At 50.5% G+C, this 26,238-nt stretch carries 27 protein-coding genes and 1 tRNA gene; 21 read left to right on the top strand and 7 right to left on the bottom strand.

Features of this window, described 5'->3' with window-relative positions; translation table 11 throughout:
* Positions 1-7: 7 nt before the first annotated feature.
* Positions 8-301 (bottom strand): co-chaperone GroES, encoded by a 294-nt coding sequence (locus WM95_RS02200; RefSeq protein WP_003855929.1) that lies wholly within the window; start codon positions 299-301, stop codon positions 8-10.
* 179 nt (positions 302-480) lie between these two features.
* On the opposite strand from WM95_RS02200, the gene yjeH reads away from it, so the two are divergent.
* The gene (gene yjeH / locus WM95_RS02195) at positions 481-1,731 is read left to right on the top strand and encodes an L-methionine/branched-chain amino acid transporter (RefSeq protein ID WP_063409019.1); all 1,251 of its coding nucleotides are present in this window, start codon (positions 481-483) and stop codon (positions 1,729-1,731) included.
* A gap of 24 nt (positions 1,732-1,755) precedes the next feature.
* Here yjeH and WM95_RS02190 read toward each other — a convergent pair whose 3' ends face one another.
* Positions 1,756-2,220, bottom strand: a complete 465-nt coding sequence (locus tag WM95_RS02190) for an FxsA family protein (protein ID WP_063409020.1) — start codon at positions 2,218-2,220, stop codon at positions 1,756-1,758.
* Between the two features lie 335 nt (positions 2,221-2,555).
* Here WM95_RS02190 and aspA point away from each other — a divergent pair, with 335 nt between their 5' ends.
* From aspA to WM95_RS02160, 5 genes are all read left to right on the top strand, one after another.
* Positions 2,556-3,992 (top strand): aspartate ammonia-lyase, encoded by a 1,437-nt coding sequence (gene aspA / locus WM95_RS02180; RefSeq protein ID WP_003855923.1) that lies wholly within the window; start codon positions 2,556-2,558, stop codon positions 3,990-3,992.
* A 115-nt stretch (positions 3,993-4,107) separates the two neighbouring features.
* Positions 4,108-5,409, top strand: coding sequence for an anaerobic C4-dicarboxylate transporter (locus WM95_RS02175; RefSeq protein ID WP_023334226.1), 1,302 nt, complete (start codon positions 4,108-4,110; stop codon positions 5,407-5,409).
* A 113-nt stretch (positions 5,410-5,522) separates the two neighbouring features.
* The gene (gene cutA / locus WM95_RS02170; protein WP_014168278.1) at positions 5,523-5,846 is read left to right on the top strand and encodes a divalent cation tolerance protein CutA; all 324 of its coding nucleotides are present in this window, start codon (positions 5,523-5,525) and stop codon (positions 5,844-5,846) included.
* Complete coding sequence (locus tag WM95_RS02165; protein WP_063409021.1) at positions 5,822-7,513, top strand: protein-disulfide reductase DsbD; 1,692 nt, start codon at positions 5,822-5,824, stop codon at positions 7,511-7,513. The genes cutA and WM95_RS02165 overlap by 25 nt, the downstream gene beginning before the upstream one ends.
* Before the next feature lie 49 nt (positions 7,514-7,562).
* Positions 7,563-8,138 (top strand): transcriptional regulator, encoded by a 576-nt coding sequence (locus tag WM95_RS02160; protein WP_023310110.1) that lies wholly within the window; start codon positions 7,563-7,565, stop codon positions 8,136-8,138.
* Here WM95_RS02160 and WM95_RS02155 read toward each other — a convergent pair.
* Both WM95_RS02155 and WM95_RS02150 read right to left on the bottom strand, forming a co-directional pair.
* A complete protein-coding gene (locus WM95_RS02155; protein ID WP_063409022.1) occupies positions 8,135-8,725 on the bottom strand; it encodes a LysE family translocator in 591 nt (196 codons plus the stop codon). The two genes, WM95_RS02160 and WM95_RS02155, sit on opposite strands and share 4 nt — an antisense overlap.
* Before the next feature lie 36 nt (positions 8,726-8,761).
* Positions 8,762-9,607: an AraC family transcriptional regulator gene (locus WM95_RS02150; protein WP_063409023.1), complete on the bottom strand. Its 846-nt coding sequence runs from the start codon at positions 9,605-9,607 to the stop codon at positions 8,762-8,764.
* A gap of 169 nt (positions 9,608-9,776) precedes the next feature.
* Between WM95_RS02150 and WM95_RS02145 the strand changes: the two genes are divergently transcribed.
* From WM95_RS02145 to WM95_RS02135, 3 genes are all read left to right on the top strand, one after another.
* Positions 9,777-9,852, top strand: a tRNA-Phe gene (locus tag WM95_RS02145).
* A 714-nt stretch (positions 9,853-10,566) separates the two neighbouring features.
* On the top strand, positions 10,567-11,154 hold the full coding sequence (locus WM95_RS02140; protein ID WP_023293471.1) for a hypothetical protein: 588 nt from the start codon (positions 10,567-10,569) through the stop codon (positions 11,152-11,154).
* 345 nt (positions 11,155-11,499) lie between these two features.
* Positions 11,500-12,687, top strand: a complete 1,188-nt coding sequence (locus WM95_RS02135; RefSeq protein WP_047749358.1) for a tyrosine-type recombinase/integrase — start codon at positions 11,500-11,502, stop codon at positions 12,685-12,687.
* A gap of 51 nt (positions 12,688-12,738) precedes the next feature.
* Here the strand turns inward: WM95_RS02135 and WM95_RS02130 are convergent, their stop codons facing one another.
* From WM95_RS02130 to WM95_RS02120, 3 genes are all read right to left on the bottom strand, one after another.
* A complete protein-coding gene (locus WM95_RS02130; protein WP_029403623.1) occupies positions 12,739-13,095 on the bottom strand; it encodes an Arm DNA-binding domain-containing protein in 357 nt (118 codons plus the stop codon).
* 49 nt (positions 13,096-13,144) lie between these two features.
* Positions 13,145-15,058 carry a DUF927 domain-containing protein gene (locus tag WM95_RS02125; RefSeq protein WP_047749357.1) on the bottom strand — a complete coding sequence of 638 codons (1,914 nt, stop codon included), beginning with the start codon at positions 15,056-15,058 and terminating at the stop codon, positions 13,145-13,147.
* Between the two features lie 84 nt (positions 15,059-15,142).
* Positions 15,143-16,321 carry a tyrosine-type recombinase/integrase gene (locus WM95_RS02120; RefSeq protein ID WP_047749356.1) on the bottom strand — a complete coding sequence of 393 codons (1,179 nt, stop codon included), beginning with the start codon at positions 16,319-16,321 and terminating at the stop codon, positions 15,143-15,145.
* A gap of 447 nt (positions 16,322-16,768) precedes the next feature.
* Between WM95_RS02120 and WM95_RS02115 the strand changes: the two genes are divergently transcribed.
* From WM95_RS02115 to WM95_RS02060, 12 genes are all read left to right on the top strand, one after another.
* The gene (locus WM95_RS02115) at positions 16,769-17,122 is read left to right on the top strand and encodes a hypothetical protein (protein WP_029403626.1); all 354 of its coding nucleotides are present in this window, start codon (positions 16,769-16,771) and stop codon (positions 17,120-17,122) included.
* Positions 17,115-17,546 (top strand): hypothetical protein, encoded by a 432-nt coding sequence (locus WM95_RS02110; protein WP_052954245.1) that lies wholly within the window; start codon positions 17,115-17,117, stop codon positions 17,544-17,546. Before WM95_RS02115 ends, WM95_RS02110 begins: the two co-directional genes overlap by 8 nt.
* Before the next feature lie 46 nt (positions 17,547-17,592).
* Positions 17,593-18,021 carry a DUF2787 family protein gene (locus WM95_RS02105; protein ID WP_000098181.1) on the top strand — a complete coding sequence of 143 codons (429 nt, stop codon included), beginning with the start codon at positions 17,593-17,595 and terminating at the stop codon, positions 18,019-18,021.
* A 58-nt stretch (positions 18,022-18,079) separates the two neighbouring features.
* Entirely contained in the window at positions 18,080-18,544 is a 465-nt protein-coding gene (locus WM95_RS02100; RefSeq protein ID WP_023293479.1) for a lecithin retinol acyltransferase family protein, read from the top strand.
* The gene (locus tag WM95_RS02095; RefSeq protein ID WP_023293480.1) at positions 18,523-18,762 is read left to right on the top strand and encodes a DeoR family transcriptional regulator; all 240 of its coding nucleotides are present in this window, start codon (positions 18,523-18,525) and stop codon (positions 18,760-18,762) included. Before WM95_RS02100 ends, WM95_RS02095 begins: the two co-directional genes overlap by 22 nt.
* Positions 18,763-18,836: 74 nt before the next feature.
* Positions 18,837-19,223: a hypothetical protein gene (locus tag WM95_RS02090; protein WP_223349776.1), complete on the top strand. Its 387-nt coding sequence runs from the start codon at positions 18,837-18,839 to the stop codon at positions 19,221-19,223.
* Positions 19,224-19,366: 143 nt separating this feature from the next.
* Positions 19,367-20,116: a DUF3944 domain-containing protein gene (locus WM95_RS02085; RefSeq protein ID WP_032165641.1), complete on the top strand. Its 750-nt coding sequence runs from the start codon at positions 19,367-19,369 to the stop codon at positions 20,114-20,116.
* 102 nt (positions 20,117-20,218) lie between these two features.
* Positions 20,219-20,932, top strand: coding sequence for a helix-turn-helix transcriptional regulator (locus WM95_RS02080; protein ID WP_032165642.1), 714 nt, complete (start codon positions 20,219-20,221; stop codon positions 20,930-20,932).
* Between the two features lie 58 nt (positions 20,933-20,990).
* Positions 20,991-21,302 carry a hypothetical protein gene (locus WM95_RS02075; protein WP_000582609.1) on the top strand — a complete coding sequence of 104 codons (312 nt, stop codon included), beginning with the start codon at positions 20,991-20,993 and terminating at the stop codon, positions 21,300-21,302.
* A gap of 70 nt (positions 21,303-21,372) precedes the next feature.
* Positions 21,373-23,241, top strand: coding sequence for a DUF262 domain-containing protein (locus tag WM95_RS02070; RefSeq protein ID WP_230677153.1), 1,869 nt, complete (start codon positions 21,373-21,375; stop codon positions 23,239-23,241).
* 202 nt (positions 23,242-23,443) lie between these two features.
* The gene (locus WM95_RS02065; RefSeq protein ID WP_000202811.1) at positions 23,444-25,000 is read left to right on the top strand and encodes a type I restriction-modification system subunit M; all 1,557 of its coding nucleotides are present in this window, start codon (positions 23,444-23,446) and stop codon (positions 24,998-25,000) included.
* Positions 24,997-26,205 carry a restriction endonuclease subunit S gene (locus WM95_RS02060; protein ID WP_001293047.1) on the top strand — a complete coding sequence of 403 codons (1,209 nt, stop codon included), beginning with the start codon at positions 24,997-24,999 and terminating at the stop codon, positions 26,203-26,205. Before WM95_RS02065 ends, WM95_RS02060 begins: the two co-directional genes overlap by 4 nt.
* Positions 26,206-26,238: the final 33 nt, after the last annotated feature.

The following is a 26,238-nucleotide window of genomic DNA, read 5'->3' as shown; positions in this document are numbered from 1 at the left end:
GCGTAAATTACGCTTCAACAATTGCCAGAATGTCGCTCTCGGACATGATCAACACTTCTTCATTGTCGATCTTCTCGGATTTCACGCCGTAGCCATCGTTGAAAATTACGATGTCACCAACTTTAACGTCCAGTGGCTGCACAGTTCCGTTTTCCAGGATGCGGCCCTTACCGACAGCGATGATTTCGCCACGCGTTGATTTGGCTGCTGCAGAACCGGTCAGAACGATGCCGCCAGCAGACTTGGTTTCAACTTCTTTACGTTTGACGATCACACGATCATGTAACGGACGAATACTCATTGATAGCTCTCCTTTGAGAAAGTCATTATCAGTTATGGATGACGCCGGCCCGCATGCGGTTTTCCGACTAGTGCCCTGAGAGATGGGGATAGCTTTTTCCCCCTTCAAGGGGGAGTCGAAAAAAAAATTTGCGAAAGTGTTACCATCGCCTCTCTTTTGGTACTGGCAGGGCGATGTGAATGAGTGGACTCAAGCAGGAGCTGGGGCTGGCGCAGGGCGTCGGACTGCTCTCAACCTCCTTGTTAGGTACGGGCGTGTTTGCCGTACCCGCACTGGCGGCTCTGGTGGCTGGAAATAATAGCCTGTGGGCGTGGCCGGCGCTGATTGTATTAGTTTTCCCGATAGCCATTGTGTTTGCCATCCTGGGGCGGCATTTCCCCAGCGCGGGCGGCGTGGCGCACTTTGTCGGACTGGCCTTTGGCCCGCGGCTGCAGCGTGTCACCGGCTGGCTGTTTCTCTCCGTCATTCCGGTTGGCCTACCTGCGGCGTTGCATATTGCGACCGGCTTTGGTCAGGCGCTGTTTGGCTGGCATAACGAGCAGTTATTGCTGGCCGAACTGGGTACGCTGGCGATCGTCTGGTGGGTGGGTTCTCGAGGCGCCAGCTCCAGCGCCAACCTGCAGACGCTGGTTGCGGTGCTGATTGTCGCGCTCGTTGTCGCAATCTGGTGGGCGGGCGATATCACAATAAAGGAAATTCCCTTCCCTGCGGTGACCGACGTCGACCATTCCGAGCTTTTCGCCGCGCTCTCCGTCATGTTCTGGTGTTTTGTCGGCCTGGAAGCCTTTGCCCATCTGGCCTCTGAATTTAAGCAGCCTGAACGCGATTTCCCCCGCGCGCTGATGATAGGCCTGCTGCTGGCAGGTACGGTCTATTGGGCATGTACCGTGCTGGTCTTACACTTCCACGCGTTCGGAGCGGATCTCGCCGCCGCGGCATCGCTGCCAGGTATCGTGGTGGAACTGTTCGGCGTGAAGGCGCTATGGATCGCCTGTGTCATCGGCTATCTCGCCTGTTTTGCCAGCCTCAATATTTATATCCAGAGCTTTGCCCGGCTGGTGTGGTCGCAGGCGCTCGACAAACCTGAGAATCGCCTCGCGCGCCTGTCTAAACGCCAGCTTCCGCTGAATGCCCTGAATACCGTACTGGGCTGCTGCGCGGTGAGCACGCTGTGTATTTACGCACTGAAGATTAATCTGGACGCGCTGATCGTCTACGCCAACGGCATTTTCATCATGATCTACCTGCTGTGCATGCTGGCGGGATGTCGTTTGCTGAAAGGTCGCTATAAAGCTCTGGCGGTCGTCGGGGGTTTGCTTTGCCTGCTGTTGCTGGCGATGGTGGGATGGAAGAGTCTGTACGCGATTATCATGCTGGCAGGGCTGTGGATGTTTTTGCCGAAGCGCGGTGCGCTCCCGGAGGCCCGGTAGGCGAAGCGCCACCGGGCAACAAAATCACCGATCGTCTTTATGATCTAAACGGTCGTGCTGTTCATCCTTACGCTGATACTCCCCTTCAAAGGTATCGCCCGGCCCGGTGCTGAACCCGCCGCCCGGCATACGGCTAAAGCGCAGATGCGGCAGCAGCTTCATGGTCAGGTGTTTTTGCACCGGCGGCAGAAGCAGCAGCAGGCCGAGGAAGTCAGTGAAGAACCCCGGCAGGATCAGCAGCAGCCCCGCAATAATCAACGACACGCTTTTGATCATCTCTTCCGCCGGGCTTTCCCCTGCGGCCATCTTCTGCTGCATTATCAGGAAATTTTTGAAACCCTGATTACGCACCAGCGACATGCCGATGACGGAGGTAAAAATCACCAGAATCAGCGTCATCAGGACGCCCAGCACATGGGCAACCTGGATGAAAATGGAAATCTCAATGTAAACATAGAGAAAGAAAGCAATAAACGGTATCCAGCGCACTGGCATCTCCTGTGTGGCAGAGGCCATCGGGCCCCTGTCTGAATGTGTTCGCGACGCGCGTTTGTATGAGATGGTGACGGTTAGCGAAAATTCAATCAGTTTGCACGGATATTTTTTTTGGAAATTTTAAAGCGGTGACCCATTTCACAGATTAATAATTATCATGGAATGGGCTCGATAATAAGTGATCCAGCTTACGGCAATTCGCTATCATCAGCATATGATCTCGAGCATCTGGCTGATTGAGGGAATAATCGTCGGTCAGAAAATATTCAAAACCACATAAATACTGTGTGTTTAGTACAATCCATCGGCAGCTTGAAAAGAAGGTTCACATGTTAAACAACATTCGTATCGAAGAAGACTTGTTGGGTACCAGGGAAGTTCCAGCGGATGCCTACTACGGTGTCCACACTCTGAGAGCGATTGAAAACTTCTACATCAGCAACAGCAAAATCAGCGACATCCCTGAGTTTGTCCGTGGCATGGTGATGGTGAAGAAAGCCGCAGCACTGGCCAACAAAGAGCTGCAAACCATTCCTAAAAGCGCGGCAAATGCGATTATCGCAGCCTGCGATGAAGTGCTGAACAACGGCAAATGCATGGACCAGTTCCCGGTTGACGTCTATCAGGGCGGCGCGGGCACCTCCGTCAACATGAATACCAACGAAGTACTGGCAAACATTGGCCTGGAGCTGATGGGTCACCAGAAAGGTGAATACCAGTACCTGAACCCGAACGATCACGTAAACAAATGCCAGTCTACCAACGACGCCTACCCTACCGGCTTCCGTATCGCGGTGTATGCCTCTGTGGTGAAACTGGTGGATGCGATCAACCAGCTGGGTGATGGCTTCCAGCGTAAAGCGGTTGAGTTCCAGGACATCCTGAAAATGGGTCGTACCCAGCTGCAGGACGCGGTGCCGATGACCCTCGGCCAGGAATTCCACGCGTTTAACGTACTGCTGAACGAAGAGACCAAAAACCTGCTGCGCACCTCCGAGCTGCTGCTGGAAGTGAACCTGGGCGCCACCGCCATCGGTACCCGTCTGAACACCCCGGATGGCTATCAGCAGCTGGCGGTACAGAAGCTGGCTGAAGTCTCTAACCTGCCGGTTGTGCCTGCAGAAGACCTGATTGAAGCCACCTCCGACTGCGGCGCCTACGTCATGGTACACAGCGCCCTGAAACGTCTGGCGGTGAAACTGTCCAAAATCTGTAACGACCTGCGCCTGCTCTCTTCCGGTCCGCGCGCTGGCCTGAATGAAATTAACCTGCCAGAGCTGCAGGCCGGTTCATCCATCATGCCAGCCAAGGTGAACCCGGTGGTGCCAGAAGTGGTGAACCAGGTTTGCTTCAAAGTCATCGGTAACGATACGACCGTGACCATGGCCTCTGAAGCGGGTCAGCTGCAGCTGAACGTGATGGAGCCAGTGATTGGCCAGGCGATGTTTGAATCCATCCACATCCTGACCAACGCCTGCTACAACCTGCTGGAAAAATGCATTAACGGCATCACGGCGAATAAAGAAGTCTGTGAGGGTTATGTCTACAACTCCATCGGGATCGTCACCTACCTCAACCCGTTCATCGGTCACCACAACGGTGACATCGTCGGTAAGATTTGCGCCGAAACCGGTAAGAGCGTACGTGAAGTGGTGCTGGAGCGCGGGCTGTTGACCGAAGCTGAGCTGGACGATATCTTCTCGGCCCAGAACCTGATGCACCCGGCATATAAAGCGAAACGATATACCGATGAAAGCGAACAGTAACCGTTCTGGCTAGGCTTCTTAAGGCACGTCACTTGTGACGTGCCTTTTTTCTTTTTAGGCGTTACCTAAATACAACAATTCAATATCAACTTGTTAATAAGCAAGGCAGGTCCTTATGTTTGGAGCAGAACTCGTCATCGTCTTGTTGGCGATTTATTTGGGAGCAAGACTCGGGGGTATCGGCATCGGTTTTGCCGGCGGTCTCGGGGTGCTCGTTCTTACCCTTATCTTTCAGATTAAACCCGGCGCAATCCCGTTCGACGTTATCGAAATCATCATGGCAGTTATTGCCGCTATCGCCGCCATGCAGGTGGCAGGCGGTATGGACTACCTGGTAAGCCTGGCGGAACGTATGCTGCGCCGCCATCCAAAATACATTACCTTCCTTGCCCCGCTGGTGACCTGGTTTATGACCATTCTCGCCGGTACGGGCCACACCGCCTTCTCTACGCTGCCGGTGATTACCGAAGTGGCGAAAGAGCAGGGTATCCGTCCGTCTCGTCCGCTCTCTATTGCCGTCGTCGCGTCCCAGATTGCGATTACCGCCTCACCGATTTCCGCTGCGGTGGTCTTCTTCGCCGGTATTCTTGAGCCGATGGGCGTGAGCTACCTGACGCTGCTGGCGATCTGTATCCCGGTGACGCTGATCGCGGTGATGATCACTGCCGTGCTGTGTAACTTCCTCGGCGCCGAACTGAAAGACGATCCGGTTTACCAGGAACGCCTTGCCAAGGGTGAAGTGAGACTGCGCGGCAGCCAGGTCTTCGAGCTGAAGCCGCACGCAAAACGTTCCGTGCTGCTGTTTCTGATCGGTATTGTCGCGGTGATGTTCTACGCGACCGCCATCAGCGACACCGTGGGCCTGATCCAGAACCCGGTCCTGCCGCGTAACGAAGCGATTGTGGTGTTTATGCTGACCATCGCGACGCTGATTAGCATCACCTGTAAAATTGATACCAGCGAAGTGCTGAACGCCAGCACCTTCAAATCCGGTATGAGCGCCTGCGTGTGCGTCCTCGGCGTAGCCTGGCTTGGTGATACCTTCGTGAAAGCGCACATCAGTGACATTCAGACCGTAGCAGGCGACCTGCTGCACAACTACCCGTGGCTGCTGGCGGTGGTGCTGTTCTTTGCCGCTACCCTGCTTTACTCCCAGGCGGCGACCACAAAAGCGTTGATGCCTGCGGCACTGATGCTGGGCGTTACGCCACTGACGGCGATTGCCTCTTTCGCGGCGGTTTCCGCCCTGTTCGTTCTGCCAACCTACCCAACCCTGCTGGCGGCGGTGGAGATGGACGACACCGGCTCAACACGTATCGGTAAGTATGTGTTTAACCACGCGTTCCTGATCCCGGGCGTGGTCGCCATTTCACTTTGCGTGATCCTCGGCTTTATCATTGGCGGCGTGGTGCTGTAAACGGTGAGTGGTTGTAAAAATAGTTAAAATCGGGCCGCTCTGCGGCCCGTTTCATTAATGACCAACCGCCTTGCGTGATATAGTGAAGCCTTTCGTGATGAGGAGGTCGACTTGTGAACACGCCTGATGCTGTTGTCGTACTGTGTACCGCCCCTGATGAAGCCTCTGCCCAGGATCTCGCCGCCAAAGTGCTGGCCGAAAAACTGGCAGCCTGCGTGACGCTCCTCCCCGGAGCCACCTCCCTTTATTACTGGGAAGGCAAGCTGGAGCAAGAGTACGAAGTCCAGATGTTGCTCAAAACCAATCTGGCGAATCAGCAGGCTCTCCTGGACTGCCTCAAATCTCATCATCCTTACCAAACTCCGGAACTGCTGGTGCTGCCAGTGGTCCACGGCGATAACGACTATCTCTCATGGCTCAACGCTTCCTTACGCTGATCCTGCTGCTGTGCAGCACGTCAGCTTCTGCCGGGTTGTTTGACGCGCCCGGCCGTTCGAACTTTATTCCTGCCGACCAGGCGTTTGTTTTCGACTTTCAGCAAAACCAGCACGATCTCAATCTTACCTGGCAGGTGAAAGAGGGCTATTACCTCTACCGCAAGCAGGTGAGCATTACCCCTGCTAAGGCAAACGTAGGCGCATTACAGTTGCCCGCAGGCGAGTGGCACGAGGACGAGTTCTACGGCAAGAGTGAAATCTACCGCCAGCGCTTAAGCGTGCCCGTGACGGTGAATCAGGCCGATAAAGGTGCAACGCTGACGGTGACCTACCAGGGGTGCGCGGACGCGGGATTCTGCTATCCGCCGGAAACGAAAGTCGTGCCGCTTAGCGAAGTGAAAGCGACTGCTGCTGTAACGCCGGTCCCCTCGGTTGAGAAAACCAACGACAGCGCTGATCTTCCGTTCTCAGCGTTGTGGGCTTTACTGATTGGTATCGGCATTGCCTTTACGCCGTGCGTGTTGCCGATGTATCCACTCATCTCTGGCATCGTGCTGGGCGGCAAACAGCGTCTTTCTACCGCCCGCGCGCTGCTGCTGGCTTTTATATACGTGCAGGGAATGGCGCTAACCTACACGGCGCTCGGCCTCGTGGTTGCCGCTGCCGGGTTACAGTTCCAGGCCGCACTGCAGCATCCTTACGTCCTTATTGGCCTGTCGGCGGTCTTCATCCTGCTGGCACTGTCGATGTTCGGCCTGTTTACCCTGCAGCTACCGTCGGCTTTGCAGACTCGCTTAACGCTGATGAGCAACCGTCAGCAGGGCGGCTCCGCAGGCGGCGTGTTCGTGATGGGTGCCATTGCTGGGCTGATATGCTCTCCCTGCACCACCGCGCCGCTGAGCGCCATCCTGCTCTATATCGCCCAGAGCGGTAACATGTGGCTCGGCGGCGGAACGTTGTACCTGTATGCCCTGGGCATGGGCCTGCCGCTGATTCTGGTCACGGTTTTCGGTAATCGACTTCTGCCGAAGAGCGGCCCGTGGATGGAGACGGTGAAAACCGCATTTGGCTTTGTCATCCTCGCGCTGCCGGTGTTCCTCCTTGAGCGTATCATCGGCGACGCCTGGGGTTTGCGCCTGTGGGCGATGCTCGGCGTAGCGTTCTTTACATGGGCGTTTATCGTCAGCCTGGAGGCGAAGAAGCCATGGATGCGCCTGGTGCAAATCCTGCTGCTGGCTGCCGCGCTGGTGAGCGTACGCCCTCTGCAGGACTGGGCATTCGGCACACCGGTGGGTCAGATGCAAGCGCATCTGAACTTCACCCAGATTAAAAACGTGGATGAACTTAACAGCGCCCTGGCAGAGGCGAAAGGCAAACCGGTGATGCTCGATCTCTATGCCGACTGGTGTGTCGCCTGCAAAGAGTTTGAAAAATATACTTTTAGCGATCCACAGGTGCAAAGCGCCCTGAAAGAGACCGTTTTGCTCCAGGCTAACGTGACCGCCAATAATGCGCAGGATAAGGCTCTGCTGAAGCAGCTTAACGTACTCGGGCTGCCAACCATCCTGTTCTTCAATCAACAGGGCCATGAGCAGCCTGAGCAGCGTGTAACCGGGTTTATGGATGCTGCTGCATTTAGCGCGCATTTGCGCAATCGCCAACCGTAAACAACACTTTAAACGGGACAAACCGTTGGGAATAGCGGAGGAGATAACCGTGCAACGTGAAGACGTACTGGGACAAGCCCTGCAACTACTTGAGATTCAAGGGATCGCCAGCACCACGCTTGAGATGGTAGCCGACCGTATCGATTATCCTCTGGATGAACTTAAGCGCTTCTGGCCGGATAAAGAGGCGCTACTCTATGATGCCCTGCGCTATCTCAGCCAACAGGTTGATATCTGGCGCAGACAGCTGATGCTGAATGAAGAACTGACTGCGGAGCAAAAGCTGCTGGCGCGCTATACCGCGCTGACGGAATGCGTCAGCAACAACCGCTACCCGGGTTGTCTGTTCATCGCCGCCTGCACTTATTTTCCCGACCCAGGCCATCCTATCCACCAGTTGGCGGAGCAGCAAAAACGAGCGGCGCATGACTTCACCCACGAGCTGCTGACCACGCTGGAAGTCGATGACCCTGCGATGGTGGCTAAACAGATGGAGCTGGTGCTGGAAGGTTGCCTAAGCCGCATGCTGGTGAACCGTAGCCAGGCAGATGTGGATACGGCGCACCGCCTGGCGGAAGATATTCTACGCTTTGCCCAATGCAGAATGGGTGGAGCGCTGACCTAAGCCAGCATGCCCGCCCAGGCGGAGATGAGCAGACACAGCGCCATCAGACGCTGAAACCGCACCATCGCCACGGTGGTGCGAAAAATTCGGTTCACCGCTTTACCCAGCCACGCCCAGCACATCAAGCAGACTATTGAGATCAGCAGAAACCATAGCGCCATTAGCGCAATATCCCGCAATGCATGGTCGCCAGCAGGCGCAAACAGACTAACGACGGCCAGCGCCATCATCCAGGTTTTCGGGTTCACGATCTGCAGCAGCGCCGCCGCCTGAGCGGTAAATTGAGTATGGTTATCAGCGGAGAGACGGGCAGCCGGGGCACGAAACAGCTGCCAGCTCATCCAGCTTAGCCACAGCACGCCTGTCCAGCTCATTATCTGACGTATCAGAGGGTACTGACGCAGCACTTCCCCCGCGCCCGCGCCGGATACCAGCACGATCGCACTGGCCGCGATACACCCGCCCAGAATAGCAGGTACGGTATTTTTTACGCCAAAGTGCTGGCTGTTCGTCAGCACGAGAATATTGGTCGGCCCCGGCGTAATGGAGGCGACAAATGCGAACAACAGAAAGGGTATCAAACTCACAGGTGGCTCCTTTTTATTAGAGCCATGAATGTGCCGTTATTTTTTGGAAACGTCTGGAAGGTTTGTGCACAACCGTCGGTAGTGTGCAGGAGAGATGCGGTAAGCACGCTGAAACCAACGCCCCAGATGGCTTTGATCGGCAAATCCCACTGTGGCAGCCACATCAACGGGCTGGTCACCGCGCGCCAGCAGCTGTCGGGCCTTTGCCAGACGAAGCTGAATAAGCCATGCGTGTGGCGCCAGGTTGAACTCGCGCTTAAAACAGCGCGTCAGGGTAAAGCGATCTGTGCCCGTCTCGCGCGCAAGATCTGACAGCCCCACGTTCTCACCGATATGGGCATAGAGATAGTCGCGCGCACGATGCGCCACGGCAGCGCTTTGTAACTGCGACGGCAGTTTCTTACGCCAGTGGCAGTGGGCGGTGATCCGGGAGAGCAGATTATCCATTGTGCTCTGCTGAACGATTTTCATCTCGTCATTATGCAGGGTAGAGAATGTCTCACCGATAGCGCGCACTAGCTGCGGCTCCCGCGTCAGCGTTTGGGCAAAGTGGAGTGAATAACTCCCTGGAGTAGATTCGTAAAGCCCCTGTAGCGCACGGGTAAGCCAGCGCTCATCAAGATAGAAGGTCAAATAGGTAAAGCCGCCCTCTACAGGCGCATCACCGTCGTGGATCTCGCCAGGCTCGAGGAGAAATGCGTCACCCGGCTGGCTACGATGACGCTCACGGCGGCAGTGAAACTGCTGCGTGCCAGAGAGGGTTATCCCTACCAGATAGCTATCGTGCCAGTGCGGATCAAAGGCATGCCCTTCGAAATGCGCTTTAATCGTCTCAATACCCGTATCTGCATGCTGACGCAGTTCAAGCCAGTCATTTGCCATACTGCCCTCCTCTTGCTATCAGCATTGCCGTATTACACTGGTTCTGTCTGGAAGATTTGTGCATTTTCACGGCGAAAGCGGACAGATTGCCGCAAACTTAAGCAGTTGAACAGCTTTTCCCGAAATAATGTTGACGATCGAGCGTGATTGCGGTTTAATGCGCTCCGTTGCCCGGATAGCTCAGTCGGTAGAGCAGGGGATTGAAAATCCCCGTGTCCTTGGTTCGATTCCGAGTCCGGGCACCAATATTCATAAGGCCTCGCTGCAAAGCGGGGCTTTTTCCTTTTCTGGCTACGGTAGATTTCTGGTCGTTGCAACACGTTATTTGTTTGCTGGATTTCTCGCCATTTTCGCAGATGTTCGTTACTTTTAGACACCTCAACACCCTCTGATGTGCCTTCCCTCACCTCACAGCTACGGTCTTTCTACGGTCCTTTACGGTTCCTTTCTCTAAGATTATTCATAATGAAGCAGAGAATACGGGGGAAATGGGGGATTTCATAATTTACTTTATTTAACAACAGATTACCTGCCATCCCCCCCGGGGGAAGACCGGGGAGACTCCTCTTCAGGCAAGGGGGTGAACTCAGCGCCATCAACTCCCCTTGTCAGTCGGGGGTATCCACCACCTCCTCCACCTGTAATATTCGCATTTAAACCTTTCATTTCTTAACATTGCCTGAATCCCCCGCCCTCCACGTCATCATAGAATAATTTATCAGGGGTGATAGTAATTGAGCGAAACGTATTGGAACTTAGACCTTAGGGTCAAATCTGAGCAAAAAGTGGAAGTAAAAAATGATTCTGACCACTGATGGCCTATTTCAAACATCGCTGAGAGTTAATCAACAAGAAGCAGGCCAAAGGGATGAAAATTGATCCAAATACTGGTGTAGAAAAAAGGTATATTAGGATAGTTTCCTGACGCTCTCGACCGAATATGAATTAAAGGTAACATCATGGATACACACACACCCTACAACTGCAATGACATAGCCAGACTTGCATTGGCTATGCACGGCCACAGCTATTTCTTCTCACTCCGCCGCCATCTCAACATTAACTTTAGCCGGGACTTGAACGGAAGCGGAACACAGGGTTTATTCATCAAAAAACAAAACGTTGATATTGATTTAATTAAGGTAATTTTTGATTATACCGACAACAAAAACGATGATTTCCTCTATGAGGCTGATCTCATCAAAGATCAACGTAAGGACTATGAACCCACAGTTAACAGAGGTAAACACCGGTTCGTTGCCAAACAAATCGAGCTAAATATCGACTGGAACGGTAATGAAATCCAGCAGTGGAGAGCGGATATCGAACGACTAACGAGATCGCACGATAATCTTGAGGACTGGTTAAAAAACGGCTCGGAGATGCTGGTATGTTGCGCCTCTGGATTTTTTTGTCGTCTCCCCACAATCCTTACTTTGAACGACCTTAAGCAGTATGTTGCAATGGGAGTAACTCTAGAAGACCTTAAAACTCGGCTCAAGTGCTCGAAATGTGGTAAACGTGGGTCCAAAGTCACAGTATTTTGATTAATTATCTAAGCAAGACTCGCCATGTCGTCCATAACGACATCGTTAAAAAGAGTGGACTTCAACATGTCAAATTTTAGCAAAGCACGCTCTTTGCCCTTATCACATGTAATTATACCCGACTGAAACACATATTATTTCTGTGAACTCTTCCCCAACGGCAATCTTCCCCTTAAGACCAGAAGCAGACCGTAACGCCTGTTTTTGCTGTATTTCTCGTCTTCATTCATCCCATGTGGCACCAGCATTCCCTTAGCCACACCAGAAAATCAACTCAGCCATTAACAGCGCCGTGCCGGGGATGGGGCAACCCTGACGTTCTTTACACCAGTCACAGGAGGTTATATGTCCACCCCCAAACGCTTCCGTTTTACTAATCAGCTCATTAAATCCCTGCCCCCTAACACATCCGATGCACGCAGTACCGATGCCGAATACAGCGACACTGAGATTTCCGGCCTCAAGTGTCTGGTCAGCAGAAGAGAAGGTCGTAAAAAGTTTTTGCTACGCTACCTTTATCATGGACGAAAACGCGCCATCGCCATTGGTCACTGGCCTGAAGTGGACGTCAATCTTGCTCGTCAGATTGCCATAGAACACAAACGTTCCCTTGCCACCGGCACTGACCCTAAGCAGGAGCGTGAAAACAAGAGAAGGGAGCTGACGTTCGATGAACTCTTTAATCAGCATTATCTGCCATGGGCTAAATCCGCTAAACGCAGTTGGGGAAAGGATGTTCAGCGCTACCGCGATCATATCCGTCCCGCCATTGGTCAGAGGCTGCTGAGCGATATCACACCAGCGAGCATTCTGCGCCTTCAGCAGACGTTAAGTACTTCCCTGTCAGCGGCTACCTGTAACCGTGTCATCGTACTCATTAAAGCCGTCTTTACATGGGCCGGAAGGCAAAGCATGACCTCTGTCCATCCGGCAAGGGTGGTACAGCTACTCAGGGAGAACAACGCCCGACAGCGTTATTTTACCGAGGACGAAATTCGTCGTATTTTTCTCTCCGCCGATAACGATACCAGCCCTGTAGCTGCCCGCTATGTCAAACTGCTGTTATTGACCGGCCTTCGCCGCGATGAGCTGCGTCTGGCAAAGTGGGAGCATGTTGACCCGGTTAAACGCACCCTGTGGCTCCCTGAAACCAAGAATGGCTATGGACGGATTGTTCACCTTAACTCACTGGCGATGGACGTAATCAGAACGCTGCCAACGCAGCGGGGAAATCCGTGGTTGTTTATAGGCAAAAAACCGGGGATGCCGCTGAGTAACCCGGTTAAGGCCTTTCAGCGTATCGTTCGTCGGGCGGGAATTTTCGACAAGGAAGTGTGTATTCATACCTGCCGCCATTCGGTTGCCGCCCTCATCGTGTCCTACGGCGGAACACTGTATGACGTTCAGGCTCAACTGGGGCATCGCAGCAGTCAGTCATCACAACGGTATGCGCATCTTCATCCTCAGCGTTTACAAAACACCAGCCAGCTACTGGCGGAAAGGATAACGGCTCAGCTACCGTCCTTGCGATAAATGAAAAGCAGAGGCAAATGCCCCTGCTTTTTTTTACTGTTCAGCCATCAGTCAGAACGGGATGGCCCCATATTCTTCATCCGGCACCCGGTGATCATCAAATCTGTTATAGAGTTCACGTGCTCGTTCACGCGCGACGTTAACGGGCATACGTGGAAATGTGCCGAGGGGTTCATAATAGCAGGCCCCTTGAAGCGTATAACGAGCCAGGAATTTAATCTTACCGTTGGCAATGACGGCCCGGAGCGCCGGCTCACTGCCATCGAAGATTTCACGAGAAATGTCGTGATACAGGCACTCCGCCAGTGTGTTAACCAGAGCGTAATCATTGAATGAGGTTTTTTCTTCATTTTCGCTGCTGATAGCGTGAGGAAAACCGTCATAGTACTGGTCTGATTCAAAAATCATACATCACCTTCTATTCGTTGTTATTCAGTCAAAATGGTTTTATTCAGGGTTAAAATTCGGTCATCACATTGCATTTCAGAAACGCTTTTTTGACCTGGTAGTAAGACTGCGCCATCGTCTTCAGCGCTCTTTTTTTATAGTGTCCGGCACTTTCGCCAAGCAGATAACCGGAACGCTCTAACGGTCTGGCCACATCAACGGTCTTAAGTCCCTTTTCAGAACAGAGCTTTTCAAACACCGATTCATAAATCAGGAAGTCGCCGGTTTTGTAATGGACGAATCCCCACATATCTCCCGGGCATCGGGCATGTTCGTCACGCAGGGTGATAAAGTGCCTGCTGCTTTTTGTCACCAGCGTCAGCTGAAGCTCCTCCAGCATGTTACGCACCGGGTTATACTGATTCTGGTTATCATCCAGCCAGCGTCGTGCAGCGGATATAACGGATTTAGCCACCGCATCGCTTTCGAAAGGTAAAAGGCCATATTTCAGCGCCTTCTCTCCTGCCAGCCATACCAGCGCAAATCTTTTCAGTCCGCGCCGCTGAACGCGGGTAATATCACGCCCCTCATCCCTCAGGGCCTCTTCCAGTGCGTTACAGCAATCATCTGTCTGTTCCTGGAGCCAGGATGAAAACTCTGCGTAGGTGCGAAGACCGCCAGCCGTATTTTTCCCGGATAACAGTTTGCCGATAAATGCAGGCCCGGCATGACCATAAGCCTCTGCCAGCCCCGTCTTCAGTGCATCTGCACGGGCACGTGTTTCTGATACCGGTTCATCCGGTTTTTGAGCATCCTCAGGCAACAGTTCCATACTGATGGCCCTGTGCTCCTGCCCTCCCTGTAACACGGCTTTCTGTTCAGCCAGCTTTTCGGAGATTGACATCTCACCGGTGGAGAGAATAAACATGCGCCATTTAAACGGCTCATCTGCCGTCAGGCCACGGTTCAGGCGCTCTTTTGCCGTACCTGACGTAATGTTGTAAAGCAGTGAGGAAAGTTGCTTATGATTACTCGCACCCAGTTCATCGACGCAGGCGACCAGACCGGAATAGTCAGCGAGAAGGCGCTCCATCGCGTTAGGCGTGGTATTCCAGCGAATAATATTTACATTCCCCCCACTGCCCGGCTCGCTGCCATCACCATGGACCGATGCAGCCAGCATCAGGAGAAGCGTTTTACCGGTGGTGGATACGCCGTGAAAATGAAACATGCCCACATCCATACCGGCAGGAACCAGAAGCATCGAAGCAAAGGACGCACTCAGCGCAAAGGTCTGCGCCCAGCCATGGACATTTTCCCGGATGAGGTTAATCCACTCCTCCAGAGCCCCACCTTTGTGCAGTCCGGGACGCACGCGGAATCCCGGCAGCAGATAATCAAACCCGGTCAGAGAGGTCACAACGGGCTCATGACCATGTAAAAAGGCCATATCCTCCGAAACGAATCCCATCGCATCTGCCATCAGATAGACAGGCAGCGGTAAACTCCGGCAGCGCTGAAGAAAACGGTCAAAAAGGGCAAACTGCTGTGGAGAGGAGCCAACACAAAATCCACGATCTGCCAGTTTGCCTACTACCTGAGCACCGCTCTGAACAATATCCTCAAAGCGCACCAGGGCCTTAACATACTTACCCAGCCCGTTACCGGTCATCAGGCGAATCCCAAGACTGGACTCCTTATCTTTCCCGCAAAACAGGGCGACAGGCACAACTGGCGTACCGCAAACCAGCACAGGTTTCTGTCCACCGATGTAGAAAAGGCCATCAGCCGTATTCACATAATGCCGTGGCAGCCCATCACTAATACCGAGTGAAGCGATATCATCTTCACCGACTTCAGTCTTTTCAGCACGCCTGATAATTGCCTCCGACATTTTGGTGAAATTTTTATCGCGGTCAGCAAAAACGCGAATACGCTTAATCCCGGAAACCTTAGGAACATTAGTTGTCACTTTTTTATTCATGTGTATTACCATCAAATTACGCCACCGTCAGAAAACGGGTGCATCAGAACCATAGTTAAAAACCATACCGTTGAGTGAAGGTTGTTACCCCATCGCCCGGTTAACGACTTCGTGGTAACGCGCCGGGGAAGCGTGCAAGTAAAGCTCCGTTACTTTGATAGTGCTGTGGCCCAGTAAGTCTTTGACGGTGTGAATGTCGGCCCCGCTCTCAATGAGCTTTGTCGCAAAGGTATGTCGCATCTCATGGATGGTGAACGGTGGAATACCCGCAGCCTCACAAAGCCGTTTTTGCAGGCGACGCGGCTCAGAAACCGGATTATCGGTCCCCTTGCCCGGAAATACCCAGCCTTCATCACCCAGATGCTGACGCTGTTCTGTCAGAAGAACGAAAGCCTTATCACATACCGGTACACGGCGGAGTTTGCCGTTTTTGGTGTGGCGAAGGGTGATAACCTTTCGGCTCCAGTCCACATCCTCAAGGCGAAGATGACGGGTTTCCCCCAGACGCAGTCCCGTCAGGGCAAGGAACATGAGCAGAGCAAGAGCTTCATGATCGGGATTACCATTACGCCAGCGCTCACAGACATCCATCCAGCACTGAAGCTGGGAGTCATCCATGGCGCGTCTATCTGACGTCACTTCAGGCAGCGCTTTGATATAAAGCGCCGGAGAGCGGCTGATATATCCCATGCGGATAGCCCAGGTAAACACCGCTTTAATGAGTGCCAGATGGCGGTTGCGGGTGGCAGGCTTGAGATCGAGATCATGCAGATAGGCCACAATGTCCGCCTCCGTCATATCGGCGATTTTTTTATCGCCAAGACGAGGGAGTAGATACTTGTGAATTTTAGACAGGTCTGTCCTTGCTGAACGCTTAATACCTTTGTTCAGAACCTCTTCAACGTATGTTTTCAGCAGGCCATTAAAGTCCATTTTTTTAATCTTACGGTAATCTTTACCGTGCTTTTTAGCGCTCTCTTTCAGGCCGGTGATAATTTCAGACGCAATTTCACGAGCCTCTGCAACAGACAATTCAGGATATCGTCCAATACGCTTGTAGATATTTTCGCCACAGATACTTTTGCGAACGATAAAAGTGGCTCCATCAGGGCTAGCAGGAGAGGCAATTATCTTTAGCCCCGTCAGTTTACTATCACTGGCTTCGACTGTCCGGCCCTCATGCAATGCACGGGCACAGCTTTCCGCAATCACGGATTTAGTTAATGGCTGATTAGCCTTTTTTGTGGAGGGATATAACTTCATATCGCGTTCATCTCTTCAAAATAATAAGAAACAAATTACAAGAGACGCTGGCCAGCGATGTTCCAATACTATCCATGATTAATTGCTACAGCAAATTGCCACCACAGCATAATATACCGAGAGCAACTACAAAAACCCTCAAACAGCAGAACAAAAAAATTAAATGATAATTAATGCCACAAACAACTTATCCATTAAAATCAGATAGTTAATTTATTTTCCGTATAAATTACCTGAAGTTCGGGGGGGAAACCATTGTGAGATCTTTTTCGCCCTGAAGAACCTTGCCAAAACGGATCGTGTTCGTTTTCCGAAAATAAGGCCTCCAGAATATTCATCTTTTTTACCAGCCCCCGGTAAAAGTCATCCGGCGAATCAATCTCCGTAATGGCAGCAGCATGGAAAATATATTATTTCATGGAATATCAGTAATATATGGAGAAAGCCATGTTTAAACTCACTACCCCCACCAGTCTTCCCCTTCTCAACCTGCCCACCTCCGCGCTGGAAGCCCTCAGAAATGAAATCCTTGGACCTGTCGATGATATCAACCTGTTTACCGCCTTCTGGAACGAAACGGGAACCCTGCTCTGGCATCTCAACCACGATGACACCCTCCCCGAAGACCCGCTGCTGGCAGTCGCACTGGCTAACCCGGAATACGTCACCGCGCTTGATGATGGCTGGTATCTCCTGCTCGGTATCGTCTGCGATAACGGACAGGGTATCTATCTGGTGTTCCCGGACACGACCGTTATCACTCAACTCCGGAACCTGATTGAGGCGCAGAACCATGAGTAAGAAAAAAAACGCTACCGAAGCCGCCGTCACCGAAAGCTATACCGTGTTCTACAGGGGTGAAGCCGAGAAAATCAGCCCCCACAGTAAAGGACTGCTGACGTATGAGCTGGGTAAAGAGGGTGAAACCGGGAGTCTTGCCCTGCGCTTAACCGCCAATGGCGAAGGGGGCCTGTTCTCCCGTGAATGGATAGCGCTTGATGCGATTCACGCCATTCTGGAACAGCAGCCAGACAGCTTTCCATCCCGTGTATTTCGCCCACTGTTTGGTCAGGGCAGCACCAATAACGCAGGTTTTCTTGCTGCTGTGCTCAGAAGTCCGGATATCTGCCTTATCGAAGCGGACAGCAGCAGACTCTTTATGCACCGCTGCTATGCCGACTGGCAGCATCGTATGACGCAGCTTGCTACGCTCAGCCAGGACTAACCCCGCTTTTTCTGTGTTCTGTTAACCAAAAATCAGGAAATTCACTATGTCATCACCCGTAATATTGCAGGGCGGCTATGTGCTGCCGCTCTCCCGGTCGTTCACCCAACTGCTTCTGGGTATCGTTGCGCAAAAACCGCCTCATCGTCACCCCATCACCGGATTAACCATTAACTTCCGTGACCCTGAATACTCACCGGAAAAGGGCGGCTGGCATCCGGTCGAAATACGCCTCATCCCTGCCGGAGAAGACTGGCAGCTCGATTACGTCACCGATTTTCACTATGCAGGGCATCCATGGCCTGAGCTTGAAAAAGATGTCGATGTGAGCTGGACGCAACAATACACGTGGCTTTCCCGTTGTGGCGATATCTCTCATGTCGACGCCCGTGAGTTCTGGTCGCTATGGGAAAGTAACTTTATGGCTTACCACGATATGGGGGTTTTCACGGTCCGTACGTTGTGGGAAAGCTGAGTGTTCACAACGTTTCCCCCGCATCCCCCCTCTCCCCCGTAGTAAGGAACTGAATGTTATGTACCGGCTTCTGCTGCTGAACTTCGTGGATTCATTTATCGATAACTGCATTCTCTCCTGCGTCGATGAACCGGCTTACGGTGGTATCGTGCAGTGCGAACTGCTTTTTGGCCTTGCCGCACACAGCGGTATCTATGTGGGTAACGGCGATATTGTTCATCTTGATGGCGATGGAACCGTTATCAAAAGTAAGGCTAAAGGGTTTCTTGACCGGCTCGATGGCTGGAACTCCGCTATCTCGGTGTATACCGACTGTATGGATTTGACGCCTCAGGGTTGTGCGCAGGCCGCTGAACGGGCAAAGGCGGCAGTGGGTCAGCGCTATCCTTATAGCCTGCTCGACTTTAACTGCCACCGGTTTACTGCCCGCTGCGTTACCGGCGATTCGTGCCCTGATATCTGGCTTGCCAGACACCTCGATTCTTTTCAGAAAGGGGACCGATGGCGCGTATGGCAACGATGAAAGCCAGCCGTTGCAGGCAACGTGTCACCGGACAGGGAGAACGGCTTATCCGGCTGACCATGGCCCTGTTTTACGGTCAGACAATATCTGTTCGCTACATCATCCGGCAGTTTGACGTATCTCCCCGGACCGCAAGACGGGACCTCGCTCAACTGGCCTTTGTGCTGGAATCCGCTGGCCCTCACCGCTGGCGACTGGCTCCCTCGCTGAAACCCTGACTTTTTTCTCTGCCGGACATCTCCTGACCACCCCGTATGGCAGGCTGTCTCCGCTTTTCAATCCATAAGGGAACATGATGAAAATTTTAAAACTGTTAACCGCCACAATTCTGCTTTCCGCCTTCAGCCACAGCGCGTTCGCCGACGAGCAGGCTGACGCTCAGATGATAACCAACTCGACCTTCTGCGCGATGTACTCCACCCGCCTGACCCAGACCAGTGACAGCGGCCTTCAGGTAAAAGGCGTTAATCTCAATGCCCGCTTCAACGGACCGGTATTCAACCGGGTACTTCAGGTGATGAACAAAACCTATGGCAGAACCTGGCTCGAATCAAATGCCCGTAACGGCAGCATGACCGCCATGCAGCTTTCGCAGTCGGAGCTGCTCTATAACCCGGAATATGCCCGGCAGTGCGATGCCTTTGCGGATAAAGTGGAAAAGGAATGGCGCGGAAAGTAATCCCGACGCGTTATACCTCCATCCGGTGAACAGAAACCTGCTTTCGGGCAGGTTTTTTTTTACTTTTTTGTTTTTCAGGCGGACAAACCCTGTCCGGGGGCTTCCTTAAACTGTCAGGTCCAATATCTGCAATGAGGTGAAATATGGCTACCTACCGACACGACCCCGACCTTGAGTTTCTGCGCCACTGCCATCGTGACGATCTGGATTTACTGGTTTCTGTGCTTATCTGCGATCCGAAAGACGGACTGGCACGCATCACGGAAACGCTGACTTACGATCCTCAGTATAAAAAACACAAGCCCAACCACCCGCGCTACTGGGATGCCATTGCCGCCGAAGTTCAGACCTTTGGGGCGAACAGCTTTGCCACGCTGCTCCGCTGGGGGAAAGGGGTGCTGTACCGGGAAATTCTTACCGATGCCTGCGATAAAATGAAGGTGAACTACAACAGCAAATCCAGTGTTGAAACCATTGAAATGAATCTGCTGATGAAGATTCTGGAGAAAAGTCTTGAGAAGATGACGCCCGACCAGCTAAAGACTGTGGCGGAAGAATTGCAGACAGGCTACAGCAATCCCACGCCGGAGCTGCTGACCATGGCAATCCAGGCGGGGATAAAAACATCCGGATTTGCGGCCTATCAGATGGCGCTTGTTGTCACAAATGGCGTAGCAAAAGCCCTGTTAGGCAGAGGGCTGACCGTTGCAGGAAATGCCATGCTGACACGGACTATGGGCGCTTTTGCCGGTCCCGTGGGCTGGGTGCTCAGTTCTCTCTGGCTACTGATAGATTTAGCCGGTCCCGCATACCGGGTGACGCTACCATCCTGCATTTTTATTGCCTACATGCGCCAGAAGCATCTTTATTCACCTGAGAATACTGACGTTTAGCACTTACATTTAAGGTATTCAGACTTTAAAAAACTTCAGAGGGCGGACAAATCCTGTCCGCTACTGCTGGCATTATTTCCCGGCTAAATTCGGAAATGATGTATGACGCTGATAACACAAGAAAACGAACATGACAGACTGGCAACCCGCCTTTCCATCATCCTGAGCCGTTTGTTTCAGGGTGAAAAGCTGCATATCGGGACGCTGGCAGAAGAATTTGGAGTGACGACGCGAACGCTGCGACGGGATTTCAACGTCCGTCTGACGTACCTTGATATTGAACAGAGCAACGGCGTGTATCAGCTTGCCTCACATTACTTTCGTCGCCGCACGGAACGGGATATGAAGATACTGGCGAGGTTGCTGCATCTTGACCGTCTGTTACCCGCGATGGATGCCAAACTGCTGAGCCTGATGCTTGACGGGGAACGTCCCTCGCCATACAGGATTATGCTACCGGAGCCGCGCCAGAAACCCACCCTTTTCGGTGATTTCAGCAGACTGACGCTCGCCATACTTAACCAGACCCAGGTGCGTATCAGAACCGACGAAAACGTCAGCCATACCGTTCATCCCTACCGTCTGCTTTGCAGCCATGCGGAGTGGTTTCTTGCCGGATGTACGTCATCGGGCGTGTTCGTTATTTCCCTGTCCCGAATCAGGCTGGTTGAGGTATTACCGGATACAACGTTTGAGATCGATAACACACTCATTTCGCTGATTGAACAGTCTGACTTTATGGAAGCCTTACCCCACATGAACATTATTCATCAGATAATGCATTACGGGAGTAAACAGACGAATAATCGTAATTAAAATCACAACATATTATTAGTGATGATTAAATCACATTAACATGATAAGTGAGAAAATTATGATTATCGATAAAGAATACGCACTTGTAGATGCAACAGCAAGACTTAACACTGACCTGAGGGATTATGAACATGAAATAAACAACGCCGCCATTATAACATTTGGCAATGACCTCATTGAGGTAATCGTATATCAGTTCAGCTTTATCATCAGCATCAGGGCAGAGGGTGAAAAAATAAAGCACGGCCTTCTTGTTAACTTCGGTAAAAATATAGCAAGACAGGTTTCATCACTTTGTGCATCCGCAATGCGAGTCTACCCGAATGAAAAACACAAACCGAGCCGTCAGCTTTTCCATTGCATAAATTAGTTTGTGCAAAGACTGTACTACCGACACGCTTTAAATTAAAATAGGTCAGCTAATATAACATATGAGGTTTATGATGGCTGGCCAGTATGAAAAAGCAATAACGATAAAACAAGCGATAGATTTGATTAATTTACGCCACTATCTTCTGCCTGCAATTCAGAGGAAGTTCGTCTGGAGCAGCAGTCAAATATGTTTGCTGTTTGATTCCATCATGCGAGACTATCCGATAAACTCTTTCATGATGTGGGATATCCGTAGTGCCAGTATTAAAAATGATTACAAATTCTATGAATTCCTGAAAGAATACTGTCAGCGATTTAATGAAGAAAACCCCTGCGTAGCAACAAATGCTGGATTTCATGATTTCAAGGCGGTGATTGATGGTCAGCAACGTCTCACATCATTATATATTGGATTGTGTGGAACGTATGCGTATAAACAGCCCCGGGTGTGGTGGCCTTCGGCACAGGATGATCGCATCCTGCCGCCAAGAAAGCTTTACGTCGATTTAACAGCGCCACTTAATTCAGACGATGAGCTCATGATGAAGTATAACTTCAGGTTCCTGACCGACAAGCAATACACTGATTCACTTACAGACAACAAACATCACTGGTTCTGCCTGCACGAAATATTCAAATACGAGCAGTATGATTCCCCTGATGATATTTTATTTAACGTTGTCGTACCAGAACTTGAAAAAAGAGATCTCATTTCCAGTGAGTTTTCCAGAAAAACTCTGCTGAGACTTTATACAAAAATAAGAACTGAGAACATCATCCACTACTTCAATGAGAGCAGTCAGGATATTGACCATGTGCTGGATGTTTTCATACGCACGAACAGCGGGGGGACAAAACTTGAGTTCTCCGACTTACTGATGTCAATAGCGGTAGCGCACTGGCAGGGTGATTTCAGAAGAGAACTGGATGAACTGACAAAAAATATTTATCAGAACAACGAAATGGGGTTTTATATTGAAAGAGACTGGTTCTTAAAAACCAGCCTGATGCTTATTGACTCTGACGTCCGGTTCAAAGTAAAAAACTTCACTTCAGAGGAGGTCGGTAAGATACAACAACAATGGTCTGAAATAAAATCCTGTATCAAGGAGACCTTTATTCTTATCAGGCGATTCGGCATCAATCCACAGTCTTTGATATCTAAAAATGCAGTCATTCCTGTGGCCTACTGGCTTTACAAAAAGCAAACCAGTGGACATCCATTATATACAACGATTAACCTCCTGAATAAAAACCACAATGAACGCTCAGTAATTAGCCAGTGGTTTTACATGGTACTTCTGAAAGGGATCTTTGGAAGCCAGGCCGATGCGCTACTCACGAGCATCAGAGATGTAATGAAAAATAGTCTTTCAGATATTCATTTCCCTCTTGAGAAGATTATTGACAGATATAAAGGCTCGAATAAAGACCTCAGATTTGACGACGAATACATCGAAAGCCTTCTCAATATCAGATATGGCGAAGGTCGTTGCCGCGCACTATTGCATCTTCTGTTCCCTGAAATGAATCCAACCGAGGTGTTTCATATTGATCACCTTCACCCAAGAAATCATTTTTCAAAGAAATATCTTGAAAAACTAGATTATATTGCGAATTCACCTGAGAAGCTCAGCTTTTATGAAAATCCGGAATACTGGGACACCATACCGAATCTTCATTTACTGAATCACTCTCAGAATATAAGTAAACAGGATACTTCCCTGAAACAATGGCTATCTCAGCCATCAAACAACTATTCGCCATCAATGCTGTTAGTTTCAGATGAAAATATTGAGTTCAGTCGCTTCCCGGAATTCTACAATGAGCGAAGAAACGCCCTGAAGCAAAGACTACTGAGTCGGGTGTTTCTTACAACAAAAATAGATTCATCACCATCCACAATGGATACGGATGAAGAAATTCTCACTGACTGATCTTAAGCCCCGAAAGTGTTGGGGCCTCAGTATTTATTGTCAGCACAACGTTTCTACTGGCCTGACTGAAAGAGCGTTGGTTACATAACCGGGCAAACGAACACTCAGTACAACGCATGACATGCAAAGCCTGCCAACGGAATGAAATTGCGATAAAATCGGGCCAATAGCAGTACTTAAGAATCATACAACAGGATACAAAATGACAAGCCTTCAGCAGCGTGCAGAGCTACACCGTCAAATCTGGGCCATTGCCAATGATGTCAGAGGCTCCGTAGATGGATGGGATTTTAAACAGTATGTACTCGGTGCACTTTTCTACCGCTTCATCAGTGAGAATTTTTCCAGCTACATGGAAGCAGGGGATGAGAGCATACATTATGCAGCACTTGATGACAGCATCATTACCGATGACATCAAAGACGATGCCATCAGGACTAAAGGCTATTTCATCTACCCGAGCCAGCTGTTCTGCAACGTTGCCGCTAAAGCTAACACCAACGACAGGCTGAATGCTGATTTAAACAGTATCTTCGTCGCTATTGAAAGCTCAGCCTACGGCTACCCGTCGGAGGCCGACATCAAAGGCCTGTTCGCCGATTTCGATACAACCAGCAATCGACTGGGTAACACAGTTAAAGACAAAAACAGCCGTCTTGCCGCCGTTCTGAAAGGCGTTGAAGGGCTTAACCTGGGGAATTTTAACGAGCACCAGATTGACCTGTTTGGTGATGCCTACGAGTTCCTGATTTCTAACTATGCGGCAAATGCCGGTAAGTCTGGAGGGGAGTTCTTCACACCTCAGCACGTCTCTAAGCTGATTGCTCAGCTTGCGATGCACGGTCAGACTCACGTCAACAAAATCTATGACCCTGCCGCAGGTTCTGGCTCACTGCTGCTTCAGGCGAAGAAGCACTTTGATAACCATATCATTGAAGAAGGTTTTTATGGTCAGGAGATAAATCATACAACCTTTAACCTGGCGCGTATGAACATGTTCCTGCACAACATCAACTACGACAAATTTGATATCAGACTGGGAAATACTCTGACTGAGCCTCACTTTGGCGATGAAAAACCGTTTGACGCGATCGTCTCTAACCCGCCGTACTCGGTTAAGTGGATTGGCAGCGATGACCCGACTCTGATTAACGATGAGCGTTTTGCCCCGGCTGGCGTTCTGGCCCCCAAATCAAAAGCTGACTTCGCCTTTGTGCTACATGCACTAAACTACCTGTCAGCTAAAGGGCGTGCAGCAATAGTTTGCTTCCCCGGTATTTTCTACCGTGGCGGAGCAGAGCAGAAAATCCGCCAGTACCTGGTCGACAACAACTATGTTGAAACGGTGATTTCTCTGGCACCAAATCTGTTCTTCGGCACCACCATTGCCGTTAACATACTAGTGTTGTCCAAGCACAAAACCGACACAAGTGTTCAGTTTATTGACGCCAGCGGGTTGTTTAAGAAAGAAACCAATAACAATATCCTGACTGATGGTCATATTGAACAGATTATGCAGGTCTTTGCCAGCAAAACAGACGTTGACCATTTGGCGAAAACCGTACCTCAAGAAACAGTTGCTGCCAATAACTATAACCTGTCAGTGAGCAGCTATGTGGAAGCGAAAGATAACCGCGAAATAATCAATATTGCTGAGCTGAATGCAGAACTGAAAACTACGGTCAGCAAAATCGACCAGTTGCGTAAAGATATTGATGCGATTGTGGCTGAAATTGAAGGCTGCGAGGTGCAGAAATGAGCGAGTTGAGTTATCTGGAAAAATTGCTGGATGGGGTTGAGGTTGAGTGGAGCAACCTGGGAAATCTTTGTGATATATTCACCGGAGGGGAGGCTCCACAAAAACATATCAAGGGAGATACTCCGACAAGTGATTACCAATACCCCATTTATGGCAATGGCGCTGAAATCTATGGTTATGCTGATAGCTACAGGATTGGTCAAGATGCTGTAACCATATCCTCCATTGGTGCCAATACAGGAACCATTTATTTTAGAAAGGCATTCTTTACACCAATAATAAGGCTGAAAGTTGTAATTCCTAAGCATAGTTGGCTTTTACCAAGATATTTATTCCACTATTTGTCATCGCAAACTATTAACAGCAAGAGTAGTAGCGTTCCAAATATGAATGCATCTGATGTAAAAAAACTGAGCATCCCCATCCCTTGCCCTAACAATCCGGAAAAATCTCTTGCCATCCAGTCTGAAATCGTCCGGATTCTGGATAAATTTACTGCACTTACCGCTGAGCTTACCGCTGAGCTTAACATGCGTAAAAAACAGTACAACTACTATCGAGACCAGTTGCTGAGTTTTGATAACGAAGATGTTCCACATTTACCTATGGGGCAAAAGGATATTGGCGAGTTTATCCGGGGTGGTACTTTTCAGAAAAAAGACTTTATGGATGCAGGTGTAGGATGCATACACTATGGTCAAATCTATACGTATTACGGAACATACACAAAAAAAACAAAAACACATATTTCAGCCGCACTTGCAAAAAAATGCAAGAAGGCTCAAAAGGGAAATTTGATTATCGCAACCACCAGTGAGAATGATGAGGATGTATGTAAAGCTGTTGCATGGTTAGGCAGTGATGATATAGCAGTAAGCAGTGATGCCTGTATTTATAAACATAATTTGAACCCTAAGTATGTCTCATATTATTTTCAAACAGAACAATTCCAAAATCAAAAAAGACAGTATATTACTGGCGCAAAAGTTCGGCGTGTAAATGCTGATAATTTATCTAAAATATTAATTCCTGTCCCTTCTATGGCGGTACAGGAACGTATAGTATCCATTCTCGATAAATTTGATACCCTCACTAACTCCATCACCGAAGGTCTCCCGCGTGAAATCGAGTTGCGCCAGAAACAATACGAGTACTACCGTGATTTACTGTTCAGTTTCCCGAAACCAGAAACCGCCAGCAACTAACAGGCATTGATACCGTTAGGGTATGCTTTCACC

Source organism: Enterobacter cloacae complex sp. ECNIH7 (assembly GCF_002208095.1).
Classification (GTDB): Bacteria; Pseudomonadota; Gammaproteobacteria; order Enterobacterales; family Enterobacteriaceae; genus Enterobacter; species Enterobacter cloacae_M.
This window is presented reverse-complemented; position numbering and strand designations above follow the sequence as displayed.

Coding starts and splice junctions, on each gene's coding strand:
- WM95_RS02060 (WP_001293047.1), top strand. CDS start 24,997: ATGAGCGAGTTGAGTTATCTGGAAAAATTGCTGGATGGGGTTGAGGTT.
- WM95_RS02150 (WP_063409023.1), bottom strand. CDS start 9,607: ATGGCAAATGACTGGCTTGAACTGCGTCAGCATGCAGATACGGGTATT.
- yjeH (WP_063409019.1), top strand. CDS start 481: ATGAGTGGACTCAAGCAGGAGCTGGGGCTGGCGCAGGGCGTCGGACTG.
- WM95_RS02165 (WP_063409021.1), top strand. CDS start 5,822: ATGGCTCAACGCTTCCTTACGCTGATCCTGCTGCTGTGCAGCACGTCA.
- WM95_RS02085 (WP_032165641.1), top strand. CDS start 19,367: ATGGCTACCTACCGACACGACCCCGACCTTGAGTTTCTGCGCCACTGC.
- WM95_RS02175 (WP_023334226.1), top strand. CDS start 4,108: ATGTTTGGAGCAGAACTCGTCATCGTCTTGTTGGCGATTTATTTGGGA.
- WM95_RS02115 (WP_029403626.1), top strand. CDS start 16,769: ATGTTTAAACTCACTACCCCCACCAGTCTTCCCCTTCTCAACCTGCCC.
- WM95_RS02140 (WP_023293471.1), top strand. CDS start 10,567: ATGGATACACACACACCCTACAACTGCAATGACATAGCCAGACTTGCA.
- WM95_RS02125 (WP_047749357.1), bottom strand. CDS start 15,058: ATGAATAAAAAAGTGACAACTAATGTTCCTAAGGTTTCCGGGATTAAG.
- WM95_RS02120 (WP_047749356.1), bottom strand. CDS start 16,321: ATGAAGTTATATCCCTCCACAAAAAAGGCTAATCAGCCATTAACTAAA.
- WM95_RS02095 (WP_023293480.1), top strand. CDS start 18,523: ATGGCGCGTATGGCAACGATGAAAGCCAGCCGTTGCAGGCAACGTGTC.
- WM95_RS02110 (WP_052954245.1), top strand. CDS start 17,115: ATGAGTAAGAAAAAAAACGCTACCGAAGCCGCCGTCACCGAAAGCTAT.
- WM95_RS02075 (WP_000582609.1), top strand. CDS start 20,991: ATGATTATCGATAAAGAATACGCACTTGTAGATGCAACAGCAAGACTT.
- WM95_RS02100 (WP_023293479.1), top strand. CDS start 18,080: ATGTACCGGCTTCTGCTGCTGAACTTCGTGGATTCATTTATCGATAAC.
- WM95_RS02080 (WP_032165642.1), top strand. CDS start 20,219: ATGACGCTGATAACACAAGAAAACGAACATGACAGACTGGCAACCCGC.
- aspA (WP_003855923.1), top strand. CDS start 2,556: ATGTTAAACAACATTCGTATCGAAGAAGACTTGTTGGGTACCAGGGAA.
- WM95_RS02090 (WP_223349776.1), top strand. CDS start 18,837: ATGATGAAAATTTTAAAACTGTTAACCGCCACAATTCTGCTTTCCGCC.
- WM95_RS02105 (WP_000098181.1), top strand. CDS start 17,593: ATGTCATCACCCGTAATATTGCAGGGCGGCTATGTGCTGCCGCTCTCC.
- WM95_RS02070 (WP_230677153.1), top strand. CDS start 21,373: ATGATGGCTGGCCAGTATGAAAAAGCAATAACGATAAAACAAGCGATA.
- WM95_RS02200 (WP_003855929.1), bottom strand. CDS start 301: ATGAGTATTCGTCCGTTACATGATCGTGTGATCGTCAAACGTAAAGAA.
- WM95_RS02065 (WP_000202811.1), top strand. CDS start 23,444: ATGACAAGCCTTCAGCAGCGTGCAGAGCTACACCGTCAAATCTGGGCC.
- WM95_RS02130 (WP_029403623.1), bottom strand. CDS start 13,095: ATGATTTTTGAATCAGACCAGTACTATGACGGTTTTCCTCACGCTATC.
- WM95_RS02135 (WP_047749358.1), top strand. CDS start 11,500: ATGTCCACCCCCAAACGCTTCCGTTTTACTAATCAGCTCATTAAATCC.